The following is an 18,412-nucleotide window of genomic DNA, read 5'->3' as shown; positions in this document are numbered from 1 at the left end:
TACTTTACGTTTTTCTTGTCAAAGACCTCCTTCACGGACTATTAAGTGGACAGAACTCTATTTATCAGAAAGCCTCTTTGAGCATGTCATAAAAGTCTTCCTTAGAGGGCGCGCGCGGATTGGTCGCCGTAGAATGATCTTCCAATGCCCACTGAGCCAGTTGATCCAAGTGCTCTTCCATGACGCCCATTTCGCTCAAGCTAGCAGGCATCCCCAATTTCACATTGAGCTTTTCAAATGCTTCAGCTAAATCGTCGTTAGGATTGAGACCCATCGCGTCTTTGAGGCAAGCATATTTTTCCTCACAGCCGGGCTGGTTAAATCTAAGCACAGTCGGCATCAACACAGCATTGAGCGTACCGTGATGAAGTTTTAACTCGTGCAGGCCGCCTAATGCATGGGATAAGGAGTGCACCGCTCCCAGCCCCTTCTGAAAAGCCATGGCGCCTTCAAGGGCCGCCATCATCATTTCATTTCTAGCCGTTAAGTTTTCGCCGTTTTCAACTGCCTCTACTAGATATTTGCTAGCGCGCGTCAGCCCATCTAAAGCAATCGCTTCAGCCGGAGGATTCACTTTGGGGCTTAAAAAGGTTTCAACGCAGTGAGCAATCGCATCCATACCCGTGGCGGCGGTCAAAAAAGGTGGTAGACCTAGCGTCAAACGAGGGTCACAAATAGCGACCGAAGGAATCAGGTAAGGAGAGAGAAAGCCAAGTTTGCGGTTGTCTTTCATGGTAATCAATGAGGCTCTTCCCACCTCACTACCGGTTCCTGCCGTTGTCGGTATTGCTATTAATGGCAGCACATCGGCTTTAATTTTTGTTACGCCGCCTTCAATCGCAGCGTATTGGCGTAACGGCCCAGGATGATTAAAAAGTAAGGCGACCGCTTTAGCTAAATCAATGCTGGAACCACCGCCAACGGCAATAATGCCGTCACATTTGCTTTCACGCAGGTAAGTAAGCGCTTGCTCTACCGCTACTTCCGTAGGGTTGGACGGCGTATCATCGAAAACACATGCGCCATCATCAAGCTGAGCAGACTCAATAACGTGTGTGATAAGAGGGGTAGCACTGAGCCCCTTATCAGTCACAAACAACGGTCGTTTTATCTTCAGCAATTGCAGCTCATTGGCTAATTCAGCAATAGCGCTTTCACCGAACTGAATTTTTGTTAAATAATTGATTATGTGGGGCATTGTCATTTCTCATTATTGTTTTGCTCGTGAACCCAGCAATCTCTTCACTCAAGGTGTCATACAGTATGACTGCGTGATAACAGTCTAGTAATGTATTTTGCAGCTGCCAAGGCCTTTACAAAAAACGCCTAGCAAAACTGTGAACGGCGGCTCAAATATGGGCATGTTCACGCTGCCCATCCACCAAGCGGATTACCTTCAGGGGATTGCTCTCCTTCAGCGCCTCCGGCAGCAAGGCCATGGGGAGATCTTGGTAACACACAGGCCGTAAGAAGCGATGGATGGCCGCGCCGTATCCAAATCACATCATCCATCTGCGGCGTAATCGTGAGCTGGCCTTCCAACTGAGCCGCAATCGGCAATTAGCTTTGTGCGCCGCGTGTATGAAAGCAATCTAGACTAGATGACCATTGCGCTCAATGAACATTATATAGAACAATAGTCTAATCGACGTACGCGGCCGGCTTGCTAGAGTGCACCCACAATGATCGCTTTTAAGCTTGCGCCTGACCCTTGCAACAAAAGCCCAATAATCAGCTTGAGGTAAACGATGAATCTCATTAATTCCCCGTCAGTTATTATTCATCTCAATCCGCGGGATAACGTAGGCGTTGCCTCAAAAGCAGTTCCAAAAGATATACCCATTGATAAAAAGGGCACGCTTGCTCAAGAAAATATTGATGCGGGGCATAAAGTTGCGCTCACGCCTATCAAAAATGGTGAGGCCGTTTTTAAATATGGCCAACTGATTGGGCTGGCTGCACGGGATATTAATCCTGGTGAGCATGTGCACACCCACAACCTCACCATGATTGAACTTAGTTCTTCATTGGAAGATTTTCAGCCCCATCAAAAAACCGTCACCGTTAGCCATTCACGGACGTTTCAAGGCTACCAACGGGCTGATGGTAGCGTGGGAACGCGTAACTATATTGGTATTCTCTCTACCGTGAACTGTTCTGCCACGGTGGCTAAAGCCGCTGCGGACGCGCTCAATCAGTCTGGGGAATTAAGCCAAATGGGGTTCGATGGTGTAGTGGCCATTACCCATGGTTCTGGTTGCGCCATGAATACTGACTCAGAAGGTTTTGCCTTTCTTGAGCGTGTTATCGCAGGGTATGCCCAGCACCCCAACTTTGCTTTTGTACTCATCATTGGCCTGGGTTGTGAGACCAACCAGGTCAAAACATTAGTCAAAAGAAAGGGGTTGGAAGATGCCTCGCGGCTAGCTTACTTTAATATTCAAGACGCGGGTGGGACACGCACTAGTATCAAAACGGCCTGTGATCACATCATGCAAATGGCCACCCAACACGGCCAACAACAACGCACGCCCGCCTCTCTTGAACATTTAGTGGTTGCATTGCAGTGTGGCGGGTCAGACGGCTACTCAGGTATTACCGCGAACCCAGCTTTGGGCCATGCCGCCGACCTTATCGTGCAACATGGTGGCAGCGTTATACTCGCCGAAACCCCCGAAATCTATGGCGCTGAAAACCTCCTGATAGACCGATCCATTAATGAGAACGTCGCCCAGAAACTACTCGATCGGATCACCTGGTGGAAACATTACACCGAGATAAATGGCGCTGAGTTAAACAACAACCCTTCCCCAGGCAATAAAGCGGGTGGGCTATCAACTATCCTTGAGAAATCATTAGGCGCAGTAGCTAAAGGCGGAACGTCGAGCCTTAACGACGTGCTCCTGTATGCTGAGAAGATGACCACGCGCGGTTTTAACTTTATGGATAGCCCTGGCTATGACCCGATTTCGGTCACGGGTCAAATCGCCTCCGGTTCTAACGTAGTCTGCTTTACCACTGGACGAGGTTCAGTCTCAGGCTTCAAACCCGCTCCCTGCCTTAAGCTCGCAACGAATACCTCCATGTATGAGAAAATGCATGAAGACATGGATATAAACTGTGGCGTTATTGTTGATGGCACTGACAGTGTAGAAAGTGTTGGCGAGCAGATTTTTGAGCGCATTATTGCCATCGCTTCGGGCGATATGAGCGCCAGCGAATCACTGGGTTACGGTAATAATGAATTCGTTCCCTGGCTGGTAGGTGCCGTCACCTAAACTCCCATTAAAGAGCAATTAACTGACTATGACACAAACGCTGCGCGACCAACTCTACACGGCTCTTAAGCAGAGTATTGTTGGGAAACGTCTTGAACCCGGTTTAGTACTGCTTGAGGGAAATATAGCGGAGCTGTTTGGTATTAGCCGCTCGCCCGTTCGGCAAACATTAAGCCGGTTGCACGAAGAGCAGTATATCTGCCGTTTCGAGGGGCGCGGCTATTTAGTAGGCGCATCGCCAGGTGAGATAGTGCGACGTGCGCTCAGTGAGCATGATTTCAAACAACTTGGCCATGCCCCAAAAGTAGACCGTATCGTTTCTTGGCGGGCGCATATCGACAGCGTTGAGCATGACATCGTTTTATGTTCGATTAAGGGTGCGTTTGAACTCAATGAGCTGCAGCTTTCCAAAACGCTCAATGTCAGCCGTACGGTCACTCACCAAATCTTGCTCTATTTACAGTCTATCGGTTTAGTCGAGAAGATTAAATATAATAGCTGGAGCGTGGTGCCCCTGAATGATCAGCGGTTACATAATCTTTATGAAGCACGTCGCCAATTAGAACCTTATATGATTGCGCGAGCTACAAAACATATGCCAGAAAGTGCCATTAAAGGCTATATAACCAAACTCAAAAACGCTGCTGAGAGCTATCCTGATATAAAGGGGGAGCTACTGGATGAGTTAGAAAATGATCTCCATCATACCGCCGTTAGTTTAGGTGATAACCAGGAGGTCATGAATATGCTCCGGCGCACGCATCCTATCTTATTAGTCAGTAAACACCTGCTTGGACGAGTATTAAAGCTTCCCGATCAAGATCCTTTCTTCGATGAACATTTATGGATATTTGAAAAAATGCGCCTGCAACAACCTGCGCAAGCAGGCAAAGCCTTGGCAACCCATTTAGAGCGTTCAGAATCCAAGGTACTCGACCGGCTGATTAACTTCCGAGAATCAGGTGATATCGATATACCGCTTTACCTGCGCTAACAACCAAATAACGAACGTGGATGCCCCATCACGCTGGAACGTAGCTGAGAAACGTAGCTGAAATCTTGCATGAGATATAGAAACGCACCGCCCCATCTCTTCAATGGCTCATCTAGATAGAGGAACTAATAATGACAACGTCACGTACTATCGGATTTATTGGCACGGGCATTATGGGTGCGCCGATGGCAGCACGCTTGGCCCATGCAGGACACCAAGTGCTTGTCTGGAATCGAACAAAAAGCAAAGCCAACCGTTTAGAGTCGGTGGGTGCCACCATCGTAGAAAAGCCCGAAGAAGCCGTTGCCGAAAGCGATGTCGTTATCGTTATGCTTAGCTCTGGGCCTGTGTGTGATGAAATGCTGTTGGGCCCTAGCGGCCTACTCAATGCCATGCAGCGTGACGCCACACTTATTGTCATGAGTTCAATACCTGTCGAAACCGCTCGCCGTCAAGCAGAAGAAGCCGCCAAGAGCCAGATTAATTACCTTGATGCGCCGGTTTCCGGCGGTGAGCAGGGAGCGATCGACGGCACGCTGGCCATTATGGTGGGTGGCGATGCCGTAAGTTTTAAAGCAGTAGAACCCATTCTCTTATCTCTCGGCAGGCCCGTCCATGTTGGCCCTGCAGGTAGCGGGGAACTTGCTAAGCTCGCCAATCAAATGATTGTGGCCAACACCATTGCTACCGTGGCAGAAGCCATACTATTGGCAGAACAGGGCGGGGCAAACCCCGAGCGAATGCTCAGTGCGCTTGAAGGTGGGTTTGCTGACTCGACCATTTTGCGTATACACGGGCAGCGTATGATTCAGGAAAACTTTACCCCGGGTGGGCCAGCGAAATGGCAATTGAAAGATACCCAGACCGCGATGGCTTTTGCCGACACGCTACATCTTAAGCTACCGGTTTCGTCATTGGTCAACACACTTTTTGAAGAGCTCGTCGATCAAGGGGATGGCGAGTTAGACCATAGCGCCTTAATCAATCAACTCAGACGGCGTAATGATTAAGAGAGCCTGACAACAACAAATTTAGGAGAATAAATACAATGAGCCACCATTACGACGTTCAGGAAATGACTCAATTCAGCACCGCTTTACTTGTGGCAGCCGGGCTCGATGAAGAAAAGGCTCAAGCAGTTGCCGAGATACTCGTCGAAGGCGATTTGATGGGACACACGACTCACGGGCTTCAGCTACTATCCCCTTACCTTGGCGAGATTCAGTCTGGCCGGATGCCTGTGTCAGGTGAGTATGAGGTAATCTCCAAACGCGCTGCCGTGCAGACATGGGATGGTCGTTATCTTCCCGGCCCCTGGTTGATCATTAAAGCAATGGAAACCGCCGAATTGATGGCTCGCTCCTGCGGCACGGGGACAGTCGTGATTCGATGCTCAAATCATATCGCCTGCTTGGCGGCCTATCTGAAACGTGCCACTGATCAAGACCTCGTGGTGGTGATCGAATCATCCGATCCGGCGACTAAGTCGGTTGCCCCGTATGGCGGTTTGCAAGCGACCCATACCCCTAACCCTATCGCTGTGGGCTACCCGACGGCTTCAGGCCCGGTTCTGTTAGATGTCAGCACATCCATTACCACTAATGGCATGGTCGGCCGACTGCACAAACAAAACAGCCAACTGCCGTATCCGTGGCTCAAGGATCACCAGGGCAATGCGACCGATCAACCTAGCGTGCTGTTCGATGAGCCTAAGGGGAGCATCATGCCAATTGGTGGGCTTGACCATGGCCACAAGGGATATGCGCTGGGGCTAATGGTGGAAGCCTTAACGTCTGGGCTCGCTGGATTTGGTCGTGTGCAGGCGCCTGCACAATGGGGTGCCTCGGTCATGGTGCAGATCATGGATCCCGAAGCCTTTGGTGGGCTCGATGCCTTCAAACGCGAAACTGGCGCTTTGGTGGATGCTTGCCGTAACAATCCTGTTGCGGAAGGTAGCCCTCCAGTACGGATTCCTGGCGAGCGCGGACTTGCCCTCCATAAGCGTTATGCGCAGGAGGGCGTGCCTCTTCCAGACGGTGTTCCCGAAGCTCTAGCCGATTGGTCGGAACGTCTGGGGGTTACTTTCCCTCGGGCGCTGCAATAACAGCCGCTCATGCAAAGGTCTAGTGGGCGATATTCAGGTGTGGTGAACCAACTCATCAGAGGCGACTATGAAACAAGAACGCATCGGATTCATTGGGCTCGGCTTAATGGGCAAGGAAATGGCCAGACATATCGTACGTAACGGTTATCCGCTAACGGTGATGGCCCATAGGAATCGATCCCCCCTTGAAGCGCTATGCAAGGAAGGCGCGACGGAAGTTAGCACTCCCGCAGAGATGGCAAGAAATAGCGATATTGTTTTTATCTGCGTGAAGACATCCGAACAGGTTAACGAAATCGTCAGCGGGGCTGACGGTTTAATGGCCGGAAGCCATGAAGGGCTTATTATTGTCGACTGCTCTACGGCTCATCCCGAATCAACTGAGCGCCTTGCGAAAAACGTAGAACATCAAGGGGTGATACTCGTTGACGCGCCTTTAGCACGCACGCCTCGTGAAGCCAGAGATGGACGGCTAAATGTCATGGTGGGTGGCGATGTCTCCACAGTGGCGCGTATTACGCCGGTCATGGAAAGTTTCGCGGAAAACATCTTTCATGTGGGTAAGGTTGGTTCAGCGCATAAGCTGAAACTGATTAATAATTTTCTCTCGTTAGGGGCTGCTGCCCTAGTCAGTGAGGCGGCCACTATGGCGGCCGGCATGGACGTTTCACAAGACAAACTCCTGGAAATTTGCTCACAAGGGGGAGCCAACAGCGCGATGCTCGCTCCCGTTATGGAGTGGGTACTGCAGAAGGAGTGCACAAAGTTACAGTTCAGTCTTGGTAATGCTGAAAAAGATATGCGCTACCTGACTGAAACGTTAAACGCCTATCAGCTAGCCCCCCATATGCTGCCACCGCTTTGCGAGTTTCTTACGTTAGCTCGAGACGACGTGGGGGAAGATAGTTTCGTTCCCCAAGCGTATGACAGCTGTATAAAACGCAATAAGATCGTATCCGATTAAGGCTACTTAGATAGCTTCTTGGCTACCTCATATTTCCATATAAAGCCTTCACTCGATAAACGCTTCGGTAGGCTCACGATGGCCGTATAGAAACGCATCGGCGACCTGGCGCAGCGGGGCAACATCCACCTCGCTGCGCTTGTTTGCGATCAGCTCGGCAAAGCGCGCATATAAACCTTGATACTCGCGCTCCTCCTCTTCAATGATCAGTTCATCGTCGATGACCAATCGACAGCCGCCTTGGGTGAGACTCAAGCGGCTGCCATCGCTGTGGATATGCATATCCCAGGTGGGCGGGCCGCTCTGGCGAAAATCAAACGCCGCCTCAATGGACGCGCCTTGTGGGTCGGTAAAGGTGAGATCCGCTGCAATCGGAGTTTGCGCATTGCTCGGCACCAGCAGTCGCGCCTGTTGCAGAAAAAACGGCTGGGGCAAGATGGCGGTCGCAATCGACAGCGCATTAATACCGGGATCAAACACTCCCATGCCACCCGGCTGCCAGATCCACGCTTGGCCTGGGTGCCATACCCGCACGTCCTCTTTCCACTCGATCTCTACCCGCTGCACCTGCCGTTCGGCTAACCACTGCTGGGCCTGGGCAACGCCAGGGGCAAACCGCGAGTGCCAGGCGGCAAACAGGCTAACGCCCTGTTCTTTGGCACAGGCAATCAAGTCCTCCACTTCGCTTAACGTTGCCCCCGGTGGCTTCTCAAGCAGCACGTGCTTGCCACGCATCAGTGCGGCCCGCGCCTGGGAGTAGCGCAGATGGGTCGGCGTGCAGATTGAGACAGCGGTAATTTCAGGGTGGGCGTCGAGCATCGCTTCCAGGTTTTGATAGGCGGGTAGTTCCGGCAGCGAGGCGTGAGGATCCGCCGTAGCGACAAGATGGCAGTTTGGAGTAGCGGCGATTGCCGGTAGGTGCTGGTCGCGGACAATTTTACCCACGCCCACTAGGCCTAACTTAAAGCCAGAGCTAAAGCCAGAGTTGAAGTCAGACATACGCTTGCCTTTGTTTTTAACCATTGAAAATGGGTTCAGGGGGTGGTGTGGGGCAGCTCAACGCTGCGCCCTAATGAGCTAACGCTGTGCTCAAGCCCTAGCGCTGCGGCGGTACCTGCCAACACCGCTTGGGACGCTAAAAACGCCTCCCGGGGGCGGCGCAGCCGGATGCTCTCCATCAGTTGACGGTGACGCTCCAGGCTCTCTTCAGGATCTGGGGCGTTCTCGTTGGACATGGAGATCAGCATGTAGATGGAGGGTCGCAGGATATGTGATAGCTGCGCCCAGACAATATTGTGGGTCGCCTTGAAAATCGCTTCGTGAAAAGCGACATCACACTCGCTGTGCAGCCGCCGCTCCTCTTCGCAGGTGGCATTGCGTAGATTCTGCCCTAGCCCTTCAAAGGCTTCTTCGATGGCGACTAAATCACGCGCCTTGGCCCGCTTGGCGGCGGTCATCGCCACATAGGGCTCAACGTCCAGACGGAAGGCAAGAATCTCGCGCTGAATATCCGGGTTGGGGGCAGCGTAGCGGGTCAGCCAGTCAGTCACCTGGGCATCAAGAATATGCCACTCTGAGTATTCGCGCACCTTGGAACCATGACCAGAAATCCGCTCAATAATCCCGGCATCGACCAGTTGGCGAAGATCGCTACGCACCGCTGAGCGGTTAATCGCAAAGCGTTCGCATAGATCCATTTCCCGGGGTACCAGGTCACCAGGGTGATAGCGACCACCGAAGATCTCCTCGGCGAGATGTTCGGCGATACTGGGACGAACGGCTGACTTACTGAGAGATGACGTCACTGCGATAAGACCCTATTTCGATTCCTGCCAATCATAACGTACTTGACCGGTCCACTGTTACCGGTGGCGAAGGTTCGAGACCTGCCCGCACCCTCAGCTCTAACCGCCGTTCATAGAGGCCCTTAGCACTCAATGTGCCCAGCACCAGAACGCCGCCGACCATGGCCATCGGCGCGGGCTGTTCGGCCAGAATCCACCAGGCCAACAGCGTGCCTATCACCACTTCCAGCAGTATTAGCAGGCCCACTTCGGCGGAGGGCAGATAGAGCGGCCCACGCTGCAGTAGCGTCACGCCGCAAGGCACAATAATCAGGCAGAGCAGGATAACGACAGCAAGCTGGTTGGCTGCAGGCAGGGTTGGTTCGCTGCCCGCCAGCCAAAACAGCCCTGCAGTGCTACCCACAATAAGGCCGTTGAACACCAGCATCGGGCTCATATCCACCCCCGGCCGCGTACGGCAGAGGGTAAAGTTAATCGCCAGGGTCGTTGCCGCCATCAAAGCGAAAGCGTTTCCGACCCAAGAACCTGCGCCCGCGTCATCGAGGGCGATCATGGCGACACCCACCATGCACAGCAATATCGCTAACCAGGTACGCCTTGGCAGACGCTCCTTGAGGATGATCCAGGAGAGCACGGCAGCGATTAACGGCGAACTGGCCAGTATCATCAGTACGTTGCCCGCCTTGGTGTACTGGTTGCCCAGCACGAAACCGCAGGTGGTCAGGCTGAACAGCAGCGCCACGGCGATACCCGTCCAGCCGCAGCGACGGTAGGCTGCCAGCGTGCCACGGCCATAGCGCATCAGGGCGATCAGTAGAAAACCTAAGCCCGAAAGAAAGCCACGCCACATCAATATCTCGGCATCGGGCAGATCGGCCACTTTAATCAGCAGGGCATCCGGGGCCATGATCAGCGCCCCGCCAGCGGTTAATAGTAGTCCCTGCTGGCGATGCGATAAGGTACTCCAACGACTCATCTTTAGTATTCGCCTCTTCAGTGATTATCCCTGGGCGGATGCTGGCGAGCCACATCGCGGTACTTGGTGGCGGGTTCCAATGTCATACCGCGGTCCAGCGGTTCGACCATGCTGCGCTGGATCTCCTGCCAAGGCGTCTGGTGGCCAGGGTAGCGGTAACCGCCCTGCTGGGCTAAACGCTCCCGGCGGGCTTCCAGTTCACTGGGTTCGATCAGCAGCTGCACCTCACCGCGCTTGAGATCGACCCGCAGACGGTCGCCACTCTCCAGCAGCGCCAAGCCACCCCCGGTAGCGGCTTCCGGGGAAGCATTGAGAATCGACGGTGAGCCGGAAGTGCCCGACTGGCGGCCGTCGCCCAAGCAGGGCAGTGATTCGATGCCCTGCTTGATCAGCGCCTCCGGCGGCTGCATATTAACCACTTCGGCACCACCGGGATGCCCTACCGGCCCTGCACCGCGCATTACCAGAATGGTGCGTGCATCAATGTTGAGCGCTGGGTCATCAATACGGGCGTGATAATCCTCGGAGCCATCGAATACCACCACCTTGCCTTCAAAGGCTTCCGGGTCGCTGGGGTCATTCAGAAAGCGCTCGCGGAAATCCCGGGAAATCACGCTGGTTTTCATCAGTGCCGAATCAAAAAGATTGCCCTTGAGATTGAGGAAGCCCGCATGATCCACCAAGGGGTCGTTATAGCGACAGATCACATCGGGGTCTTGGGTTTCGCGGCCCTGCAGATTATCGCCGATGGAGCGGCCATTGACCGTCAGCGCATCGCCGTGCAGCTTACCCGCCGACTGTAGCTCGTGAAGGATCGCCGGAACGCCGCCGGCACGGTAGAACTCTTCGCATAGGAAAGCACCGGCAGGCATTACGTTGGCCAGCAGTGGAATTTCATGGCCCAGGCGCTGCCAGTCATCGTTATCCAGCTCGATGCCTGCATGGCGGGCAATCGCATTGATATGTACCGGCGCATTGGATGAACCGCCCAGTGCCGAGCATGCCACGATGGCGTTCTCAAACGCTTCCCGGGTCAGAATATCCAGCGGGCGCAGGTCTTCCCACACCATATCGACAATCCGCGTACCCGTGTCGTAGGCCACCATTGCGCGCTCTTTATAGGGCGCAGGAATCACCGCCGACCCCGGCAGGCTCATGCCCAGGACTTCCGCCATGGAATTCATGGTAGAGGCGGTGCCCATGGTGTTGCAGTGGCCTATCGAAGGCGCTGAATCGCTGGCGCGGGAAAGGAACTCTGCGTAGTCGATATCCCCAGCTGCCAGCCGCTTGCGAAGCTCCCAGATAATCGTGCCTGAGCCCACCCGCTCGGCACCGCGCCAGCCGTTTAGCATCGGACCACCGGAGAGCACAATGGCCGGAATATTCACCGTTGCTGCTGCCATCAGCGCAGCCGGGGTGGTTTTATCACAGCCGGTGGTCAATACCACGCCATCTAGCGGGTAGCCATGGAGCACTTCCACGATGCCCAAGTAAGCGAGGTTCCGATCCAGCGCAGCAGTGGGTCGGCGCACGTTCTCATGAATAGGATGCATGGGAAATTCAAACGGCACGCCACCTGCGGCGCGAATACCGTCTTTAACCCGCTTGACCAAGTCAATGTGGTGGCGGTTGCACGGGGTTAAATCAGAGCCCGACTGGCAAATACCAATGATCGGCTTACCGCTGGTCAGCTCATCCAGAGTAATACCGTAATTGAGGTAGCGCTCAATACATAGCGCCGTGGTTCCGGGGTGATCAGGGTTATCGAACCAGTAGCGTGAACGCAACTGCTCAGGAGTTATTCGCTGAAAATTGGCCATGGTTCCGCTCCACGCCTAAAGTAAATATACAAGTCGGCAGGCGCGCTTTAGGCACTCAAACTGCCCACCAACACTAACGATGAAGAAAGCTTCCTAAAATGTAGGGAAGAGTTGCCATGACGGTACGCGTTCTTACCCGCGGCGTCGATACATACAAAAGTATATGTTGAACATATACTAAAAACGTTAGACATTCACCTAAGGGAGCGGCACTTACACCTCTATAAGCGAGTGCCGCTTACACACAACAACAATCAACCACGCTGCAGCTCGCTAGGAATATCCCCTTAGCGTAGCGACCTGCAGCACGCCAGGAGAGTGACGACTATGCACCATCTTTGGAAACGCACCCTATTAATGACCGGCGCTACACTGCTCAGCTCAGGCATTGCCTACGCGCAAACGCCTGACCTTTCCGATCCGCCAGAGATAGAGGGTGGCACCGTGGGTGACCACGGCAGCGTCACTCTGCGCATGGGATTGGGCTTGGCGGAAAGCTCGCCTCAATATATCTCTAGCCAATACTTTGCGGATATTCTCGACCAGCGCAGCGAAGGGCGTATCAGCGTTAATATCTTTCCCAACAGCCAGCTTGGCGATGACGTGCAGATGATGGAAATGCTGCAAACCGGTACGCTGGATATGACCTACCCTTCCTCTTCACCCGCCACAGGTTATGTCGAGGAGCTGGCAGTCTTTGACCTTCCTTTCCTACTGCCTACTCGGGAAGCGGCTATAAAGGCCATGCGTAGCGATGCTGCCCAGGAGATGCTTGATGCCTTCGATGGCACTGGTCTAAAAGCCCTGGCATTCTCTGAAAACGGCTTCCGCCAGCTCTCCAATAGTGCTCGTGAAGTCGCTTCACCAGAAGATGTGGCGGGCCTGGACGTTCGTGGCTTGTCTATTCGCACCATGGAGAACCCAGTGCACCTGGCTATTTGGGAAGCGCTGGGCGCCAACCCGACCCCGATGGCATTTGGTGAACTCTTCTCCGCCATGGAACAAGGCGTTGTCGATGGCCAGGAAAACCCTTGGAGCACCATCCTGACCTCCAACTTCTATGAGGTGCAGGATTACGGCTCCGAAACCCGTCACGTTTATACACCCTTCATCAAGATGATCTCTCAGCGTACCTGGGATCGCCTCGATCCAGAGTATCAGGAACTTGTTCAGGAAGCCGCGCTGCAAGCAGCGGATTACGAAATCCAGCTTTCCAGCGAGTACGACGACTGGGCACGGGATCAGCTTGAAGAGCGCGGCATGCAAATTACCCGTCTTAATGACGAGCAGATTGCCGCTTTCCAGGAAGCCGTGCAGCCGGTTTACGAAGAGTGGGCACCACGCATCGGCGAAGATCTCGTGACTGAATTCCAAGAGATTGCTGAATCGACAATGGCCGAGTGATCCCATCCCTGCCGCCGAATAAAAAAGGCGGCAGGATTAATTGGGTAGCATGAGAATTAAGAAGCGTCCGAGAGGCGCTTTTTAAGCTGCATATAGGTGCCGTAGTGACGGTCTAGGTGGCGCCGCATGGCTGCTTCGGCCGCATCTGGGTCACGAGACTCTATCGCTGCGATGATTTCGGTATGCGCAGCGGTAGCCGCTTTGTCTTCGTCCTTCTGTTGCAGTACCAGCGCGCGGCGATCGTCCAACCACTCAGAGAGCGCCACATGGATAGCATCAAAAATGGGGTTACGGCCAATGCTGGCCAACACGCCATGGAAGTCATTATCAGAGCGTTTAAAGCGTGCTTCATCACCTATTGCATCGCGATTATCCGCTAATGCATCCCGCAGCCTCGCTAGATCCTCTTCACTGGCATTACGCGCCGCGTAGCGAGCCAAAGATATCTCGAACATGGCCCGCGCTTCCTGGAAATACTGTTGACCATCGGGCTTAGAAAGTAGCTGTCGGGTTACCCCAGAAAGCCTGGCCATCACCGCCTCAGCGGTGGGACGAATTACCCTGGCGCGGGTACCGCTGTTGATGGCGATAAGTCCTAGCTGTTGCAGGTGGAACAGTGCTTCACGCACCGCGGGTCTGCCAACACCAAACTGCTCCATCAACTCCCTCTCTGAAGGCAGTTGATCGTTTTCACTCAGCCGCCCCTCGAGAATCTCCGCCTCAAGCTGCTCAGCGACCTGTTCCGATAGCGTTTTACGCTCGATCCGGTATCTGCTCATAGGCAGTCACCCCTGGTTAACCTGGAATTTTCCGCCATTTTACTGCATTTCTGGTCATTATCCTTCAAACCAGCCGAGAGAGCGGCGCTATTTGGTACTGCTCGGCGATCTCGGCATAGGCTACTTGATTGGCAGAATCAAGCGGAATGCCTTCGGCGTCGCGCTGGGCCTGGCAGCGCCATTCGCGATCACCTGGTGCCATTACCTGGGCATTGGGTGCAGCAGGCTGGGCGCGCAGGTCGGCTAGATACTCAGCCATTCCTTGCGCAAAAGTGCCTGCATCCGCAAACGCATCCGGTTTCATGACCAGGAAGAAGTGCCCTACCCCGCGTGGCGTCGCCATGTCTGGCCCACCCATAGGCAGCAGCTTAAAGCCATGCTGCATACCCGACAGCATCGAACTCAGAACCTCAACCATGCCACCCAATCCCGCGCCCTTGAAGCCGAAGCCGCTACCACCCAGCGGTAACAGTGCGACCACTTCACCAGGAACGCGGCTTACCTGCCCGGCAGCATCCGCCGCGACCTGGTCTGGCAGTTCACGCCCAATCGCCCCGTACTGCTGCACGCGATTCCAGGGCACCGAGCTGGTCGCCATATCCAGCAGGTAAGGCGACTCGCCCGCCACCGGCGCCGCAAAGGCGATGGGGTTGGTACCGTGAAAGGGTTTGGCGCCCTCATGCAACAGCACGAAAGGATCTGAATTGCAGAACGCCATGCCGAGATAACCGCGCTCAGCCGCTGCCAACGCATAGCACCCCGCCGCACCGAAGTGCGACGAGTTGCCCACCGCGACGGCGCCCATCCCCACCGTCTCGGCCATCGCCATGGCGTGCTCCATGGCGGTATAACCTGCAAGGTGCCCCAACCCGTCGTCAGCATCCAGAAAACCGGTCGCCGCCAGGCGCTGGTGGAACTGCATGTCGGGCGCGCCGTTGATCCGCCCGCCCTTGAGCGCCTGCAGATAGTGGGGCAGCAGACGCAGGCCATGGCTGTCGGTGCCCATACGTGAGGCGGTAATCAGCGCGTGAGTGACCGCGTTTGCTGATGCCTGATCAGCACCTGCCGCCTTCAGAACGGCTTGCATGAAGCGGGCAAGATCTTCGCGAGCGACGCGAAAATTTGACGACGTATCTCTCATTAATCGATAGCTCCTGGTTTCAGTCGGGCTACTGGCTGACCATTGGCCAGCCCCGGTAATGCTTAACGATAAATCAGTGTTGGCAGCCACAGCGAGATAGCTGGAATGAAGGTAACCAATAGCAATGCGATGACCAGCGGCACCAGGAACGGCAGCGTGCCACGCATGCATTTCTCGAAGGAAATTCCGGACACTCGCGACAGTACATACAGCACCATGCCTACCGGCGGCGTTAACAAGCCGATCATCAGGTTTAGCACCATGATCACGCCAAAGTGCACCGGATCGACACCCGCAGTAATGGCCACCGGCAACAATACCGGCACCAGGATGGTGATCGCCGCGATGGTCTCCATAAAACAGCCCACCAGAATCAGCACCAGGTTGATGATGATCAGCGTGGCGATGGGGTTATCGGCAAATGGCCCGAGCAGGGTCACGACATGCTGCGTGACCTGGTTGCTGGTCAGGATCCAGGCAAATATCGAGGCACCAGCGACGATCAGCAGGATCACGGCAGTGGTTTCAATAGTTTCCATGCTCACCTTGAGCAGGCGGCGCCAGGTCAAGCTACGATAAACCACTCCCCCCAGCACCAAGGCGTAGACCACCGCAGCAATCGCCGCTTCGGTAGGAGTGAAGGCCCCCGACATTATGCCGCCGACGATGATGACCGGTGTTAAGAGTGACAGGAAGGCGCGCTTGAACGTATGACCAAGCACCGGAAACGAGAACACCGCATCGCGGGTATAGCCGCGCCGCCGTGAAATGATCGTGATCATGGCCATTAGCACCAGCCCCATTAACAGGCCCGGTACCAGGCCGGCGACGAACAACTGGCCGACCGACACCGAGGCCATTACGCCATAGATAACCATCGGCAGACTCGGCGGAATAATCGGGCCAATGGTCGAAGATGCCGCAGTGATACCCACCGAGAACTCCTCGTCGTAACCGGCATCTTTCATGGCCTTGATTTCAATGGTACCTAGCCCCCCAGCATCGGCGACTGCGGCTCCTGACATGCCGGAAAAAACAATGCTGGCGCCTACATTGACGTGCCCCAGACCGCCACGCATCCAGCCCATCAATGCCTTGGCAAAGTCAAATATCCGCACGGTAATGCCACCATTGTTCATTAGGTTACCGGCGAGTATAAAAAACGGAATCGCCAACAGGGGAAAGCTGTCGACGCCGTTGATCATACGATGCATCACGACAACATCGGGTACTCTGCCGGTCAGCAGCACATACAGCAGGCACGAGCCGGCAAGACTAATGGCGATCGGCACCCCTATCACCAGCAGGGTAAAGAGCGCCGCAAACAGGAACAGTAAATAGTGCTGGGTGGCGGCCAATGCGATACAGCCGAGTATCGCGACAGCCGCGACCAATGGCGGTACTATCGCACCGCCGCGCCTCACAGCCAGAATGTTGGGCATTGGGGTGATCTCCGAGAGAGTAGCGTGTTGGCGTGTTGTTATTGGGTATTGAGCAGTTCACTGGTGCCCGAGCGCCAGTGACGAATAGCCACCTCCACCCCTCTCACCAGCATGATGATAAAGCCCACCATCACCAAGTAGTAAAGCCAGCTTTTAGGGATATCCACAGAGGTCATCATGGCACTGGTACGATCAGCCAGTTTGAAGGTGATCCAGGCCATGCTGGCGAAGAAGGCAATATTGATCAGGTCTACCAGCGTCGACATCACGCGCCCCAGCCACCCCGGCATGTAGCGATAGAAAAATTCCACTGCGATATGCGATCCCTTTCGCACGGCCATGGTGCTGCCCATAAAGCCCACCATAACCAATAGATAGCGCGCCATCTCCTCCGTCCAGGCGATGGAATTACCCAGCACATAGCGGCTGAAAAACTGCATAAAGACATCCAGTGCCAGTAGCCAGAAGATCCCAAGCGTCAGGAAATCCTCCAGGGCATAGTCGTGAATGTTGAAGGAATCATCGTCGAGACCGGCAAGGCTGGTCTCGTCAGTAGAGTCAGTTTGGCTCATGGAAGGCTCCCGCTTCGCCCCACCCGAGGCTTGGGCGGGGCGAGTCTTGGTCTACGAAAAAAACGATCCCGGAAACGTACGGATTCTGGAAAACTCAGGCCTCACGGCATTACCGTCCGATAGTCTGATTACTGGCCGATAGCCTGCAGACGATCATAGGTTTCCTGATCCCAAGTCGCCGCTTCACCGTTATGGGCAGGAATCGTGGCTTCGCGGAAGGGTTCTATATCGACTTCGTTGACGGTCACACCCTGCTCTTCGAACCAAGCCACCAGCTCTTCCTCGGATTTCAAGATATCTTGAGTGATGCGCTCGCCGGCTTCGGTGTAGACCTCACGGAAAACCTCACGATCCTCCTCGGAGAGGCGATTCCACAATGGGCCACCGGCGATGGTGATTAGCGAATCGGTGATATGCCCGGTCAGATTGATATAGTCCTGCACCTCATGAAACGCTTTGGCGCGAATGGTCGGCAGTGGGTTTTCCTGAGCATCCACCACACCTTGCTGCAGCGCCAGATAAACCTCGGAGAATGCGATCGGAGTGGGGTTGGCGCCCACCGCTTCGGGGAACATCATGTACATTGGCGCATTGGGCGTACGAATTTTCAGGTCTTGCATGTCCTCCGGCGTATTGATCGGTTTGTTGGAGGTTACATGGCGACGCCCGTAGTAGTTCATGGCCAGCGGTACGTTACCGGTTTCATCCTGGTAGCCCTGGGCGATTTCCTTGAACAGGTCGCTATCGGCATAGGCCTGCCAATGGTCAAAATCGCGGAACATATAGGGCGCGCCAGCGATACCCACCGGGCCATAGAAACGACCGGCAAATTGGTTGCCGGTGTAGATCAGATCAACCGTGCCAAGCTGTAGGCCTTCGTTGATGTCCGACTCCTTACCCAGTGACGACGCCGGGTGGACACTGATCGAATAACGGCCATCAGTACGCTCCTCGATTTCATCTGCCGCCCACAGTGCCCACTCGTGGTAGGGCTCGGATGTCTCATAGACGTGAGCAAAGGTGAGTTCTTCTTGCGCATGCACAGCACCGGTCACTGAGAGACCACCGGCGATAAGCGTAGCGGTCAGCAGGCGGGCCATCTTAAGCGATTGTTGGCGTTTGTGGCTCATCGT

The 18,412-nt window shown here is 54.5% G+C and carries 16 protein-coding genes; 6 read left to right on the top strand and 10 right to left on the bottom strand.

The annotated features are described in order from the left end of the window. Positions 1-64: 64 nt before the first annotated feature. Positions 65-1,198 (bottom strand): iron-containing alcohol dehydrogenase, encoded by a 1,134-nt coding sequence (locus E0L35_RS01395; RefSeq protein ID WP_022521924.1) that lies wholly within the window; start codon positions 1,196-1,198, stop codon positions 65-67. A 550-nt stretch (positions 1,199-1,748) separates the two neighbouring features. Here E0L35_RS01395 and E0L35_RS01390 point away from each other — a divergent pair. From E0L35_RS01390 to E0L35_RS01370, 5 genes are all read left to right on the top strand, one after another. Beyond that, positions 1,749-3,278 (top strand): altronate dehydratase family protein, encoded by a 1,530-nt coding sequence (locus E0L35_RS01390; RefSeq protein WP_089691803.1) that lies wholly within the window; start codon positions 1,749-1,751, stop codon positions 3,276-3,278. Between the two features lie 28 nt (positions 3,279-3,306). Beyond that, entirely contained in the window at positions 3,307-4,272 is a 966-nt protein-coding gene (locus E0L35_RS01385; RefSeq protein ID WP_022521922.1) for a GntR family transcriptional regulator, read from the top strand. 131 nt (positions 4,273-4,403) lie between these two features. Beyond that, complete coding sequence (locus E0L35_RS01380; protein WP_138799387.1) at positions 4,404-5,282, top strand: NAD(P)-dependent oxidoreductase; 879 nt, start codon at positions 4,404-4,406, stop codon at positions 5,280-5,282. Positions 5,283-5,320: 38 nt separating this feature from the next. Continuing rightward, positions 5,321-6,376, top strand: a complete 1,056-nt coding sequence (locus tag E0L35_RS01375; protein WP_138799386.1) for an Ldh family oxidoreductase — start codon at positions 5,321-5,323, stop codon at positions 6,374-6,376. Between the two features lie 67 nt (positions 6,377-6,443). Beyond that, positions 6,444-7,340, top strand: a complete 897-nt coding sequence (locus tag E0L35_RS01370; protein WP_138799385.1) for an NAD(P)-dependent oxidoreductase — start codon at positions 6,444-6,446, stop codon at positions 7,338-7,340. A 48-nt stretch (positions 7,341-7,388) separates the two neighbouring features. On the opposite strand, the gene E0L35_RS01365 is transcribed toward E0L35_RS01370, so the two are convergent. Genes E0L35_RS01365 through E0L35_RS01350 form a run of 4 tightly spaced genes read right to left on the bottom strand, consistent with a single transcriptional unit; the run spans position 7,389 to position 11,941 of the window. After that, a complete protein-coding gene (locus tag E0L35_RS01365; protein ID WP_138799384.1) occupies positions 7,389-8,339 on the bottom strand; it encodes a Gfo/Idh/MocA family oxidoreductase in 951 nt (316 codons plus the stop codon). Between the two features lie 35 nt (positions 8,340-8,374). Further along, positions 8,375-9,145 (bottom strand): FCD domain-containing protein, encoded by a 771-nt coding sequence (locus tag E0L35_RS01360; protein WP_022521917.1) that lies wholly within the window; start codon positions 9,143-9,145, stop codon positions 8,375-8,377. Between the two features lie 31 nt (positions 9,146-9,176). Beyond that, on the bottom strand, positions 9,177-10,121 hold the full coding sequence (locus E0L35_RS01355) for a DMT family transporter (RefSeq protein WP_022521916.1): 945 nt from the start codon (positions 10,119-10,121) through the stop codon (positions 9,177-9,179). Positions 10,122-10,138: 17 nt separating this feature from the next. After that, a complete protein-coding gene (locus E0L35_RS01350; protein ID WP_138799383.1) occupies positions 10,139-11,941 on the bottom strand; it encodes an IlvD/Edd family dehydratase in 1,803 nt (600 codons plus the stop codon). Between the two features lie 327 nt (positions 11,942-12,268). Here E0L35_RS01350 and E0L35_RS01345 point away from each other — a divergent pair, with 327 nt between their 5' ends. Continuing rightward, positions 12,269-13,345, top strand: a complete 1,077-nt coding sequence (locus E0L35_RS01345; protein WP_138799382.1) for a TRAP transporter substrate-binding protein — start codon at positions 12,269-12,271, stop codon at positions 13,343-13,345. A gap of 56 nt (positions 13,346-13,401) precedes the next feature. On the opposite strand, the gene nanR is transcribed toward E0L35_RS01345, so the two are convergent. The 5 genes from nanR to E0L35_RS01320 all read right to left on the bottom strand — a co-directional run bounded on the left by nanR (position 13,402) and on the right by E0L35_RS01320 (position 18,409). After that, on the bottom strand, positions 13,402-14,124 hold the full coding sequence (nanR, locus tag E0L35_RS01340) for a transcriptional regulator NanR (protein WP_022521913.1): 723 nt from the start codon (positions 14,122-14,124) through the stop codon (positions 13,402-13,404). Positions 14,125-14,188: 64 nt separating this feature from the next. Continuing rightward, positions 14,189-15,265: an Ldh family oxidoreductase gene (locus E0L35_RS01335; RefSeq protein WP_138799381.1), complete on the bottom strand. Its 1,077-nt coding sequence runs from the start codon at positions 15,263-15,265 to the stop codon at positions 14,189-14,191. 62 nt (positions 15,266-15,327) lie between these two features. After that, a complete protein-coding gene (locus E0L35_RS01330; protein WP_022521911.1) occupies positions 15,328-16,707 on the bottom strand; it encodes a TRAP transporter large permease in 1,380 nt (459 codons plus the stop codon). 38 nt (positions 16,708-16,745) lie between these two features. Next, positions 16,746-17,279 carry a TRAP transporter small permease gene (locus E0L35_RS01325; protein ID WP_009287494.1) on the bottom strand — a complete coding sequence of 178 codons (534 nt, stop codon included), beginning with the start codon at positions 17,277-17,279 and terminating at the stop codon, positions 16,746-16,748. Between the two features lie 128 nt (positions 17,280-17,407). Continuing rightward, positions 17,408-18,409: a sialic acid TRAP transporter substrate-binding protein SiaP gene (locus E0L35_RS01320; protein ID WP_138799380.1), complete on the bottom strand. Its 1,002-nt coding sequence runs from the start codon at positions 18,407-18,409 to the stop codon at positions 17,408-17,410. Positions 18,410-18,412 lie beyond the last annotated feature (3 nt).

The organism is Halomonas sp. ATBC28 (genome assembly GCF_005937175.1).
In the GTDB taxonomy this organism is placed as follows: domain Bacteria; phylum Pseudomonadota; class Gammaproteobacteria; order Pseudomonadales; family Halomonadaceae; genus Vreelandella; species Vreelandella titanicae.
This window is presented reverse-complemented; position numbering and strand designations above follow the sequence as displayed.

Coding starts and splice junctions, on each gene's coding strand:
- E0L35_RS01335 (WP_138799381.1), bottom strand. CDS start 15,265: ATGAGAGATACGTCGTCAAATTTTCGCGTCGCTCGCGAAGATCTTGCC.
- nanR (WP_022521913.1), bottom strand. CDS start 14,124: ATGAGCAGATACCGGATCGAGCGTAAAACGCTATCGGAACAGGTCGCT.
- E0L35_RS01365 (WP_138799384.1), bottom strand. CDS start 8,339: ATGTCTGACTTCAACTCTGGCTTTAGCTCTGGCTTTAAGTTAGGCCTA.
- E0L35_RS01370 (WP_138799385.1), top strand. CDS start 6,444: ATGAAACAAGAACGCATCGGATTCATTGGGCTCGGCTTAATGGGCAAG.
- E0L35_RS01355 (WP_022521916.1), bottom strand. CDS start 10,121: ATGAGTCGTTGGAGTACCTTATCGCATCGCCAGCAGGGACTACTATTA.
- E0L35_RS01350 (WP_138799383.1), bottom strand. CDS start 11,941: ATGGCCAATTTTCAGCGAATAACTCCTGAGCAGTTGCGTTCACGCTAC.
- E0L35_RS01330 (WP_022521911.1), bottom strand. CDS start 16,707: ATGCCCAACATTCTGGCTGTGAGGCGCGGCGGTGCGATAGTACCGCCA.
- E0L35_RS01320 (WP_138799380.1), bottom strand. CDS start 18,409: ATGAGCCACAAACGCCAACAATCGCTTAAGATGGCCCGCCTGCTGACC.
- E0L35_RS01390 (WP_089691803.1), top strand. CDS start 1,749: ATGAATCTCATTAATTCCCCGTCAGTTATTATTCATCTCAATCCGCGG.
- E0L35_RS01345 (WP_138799382.1), top strand. CDS start 12,269: ATGCACCATCTTTGGAAACGCACCCTATTAATGACCGGCGCTACACTG.
- E0L35_RS01325 (WP_009287494.1), bottom strand. CDS start 17,279: ATGAGCCAAACTGACTCTACTGACGAGACCAGCCTTGCCGGTCTCGAC.
- E0L35_RS01395 (WP_022521924.1), bottom strand. CDS start 1,198: ATGCCCCACATAATCAATTATTTAACAAAAATTCAGTTCGGTGAAAGC.
- E0L35_RS01380 (WP_138799387.1), top strand. CDS start 4,404: ATGACAACGTCACGTACTATCGGATTTATTGGCACGGGCATTATGGGT.
- E0L35_RS01375 (WP_138799386.1), top strand. CDS start 5,321: ATGAGCCACCATTACGACGTTCAGGAAATGACTCAATTCAGCACCGCT.
- E0L35_RS01385 (WP_022521922.1), top strand. CDS start 3,307: ATGACACAAACGCTGCGCGACCAACTCTACACGGCTCTTAAGCAGAGT.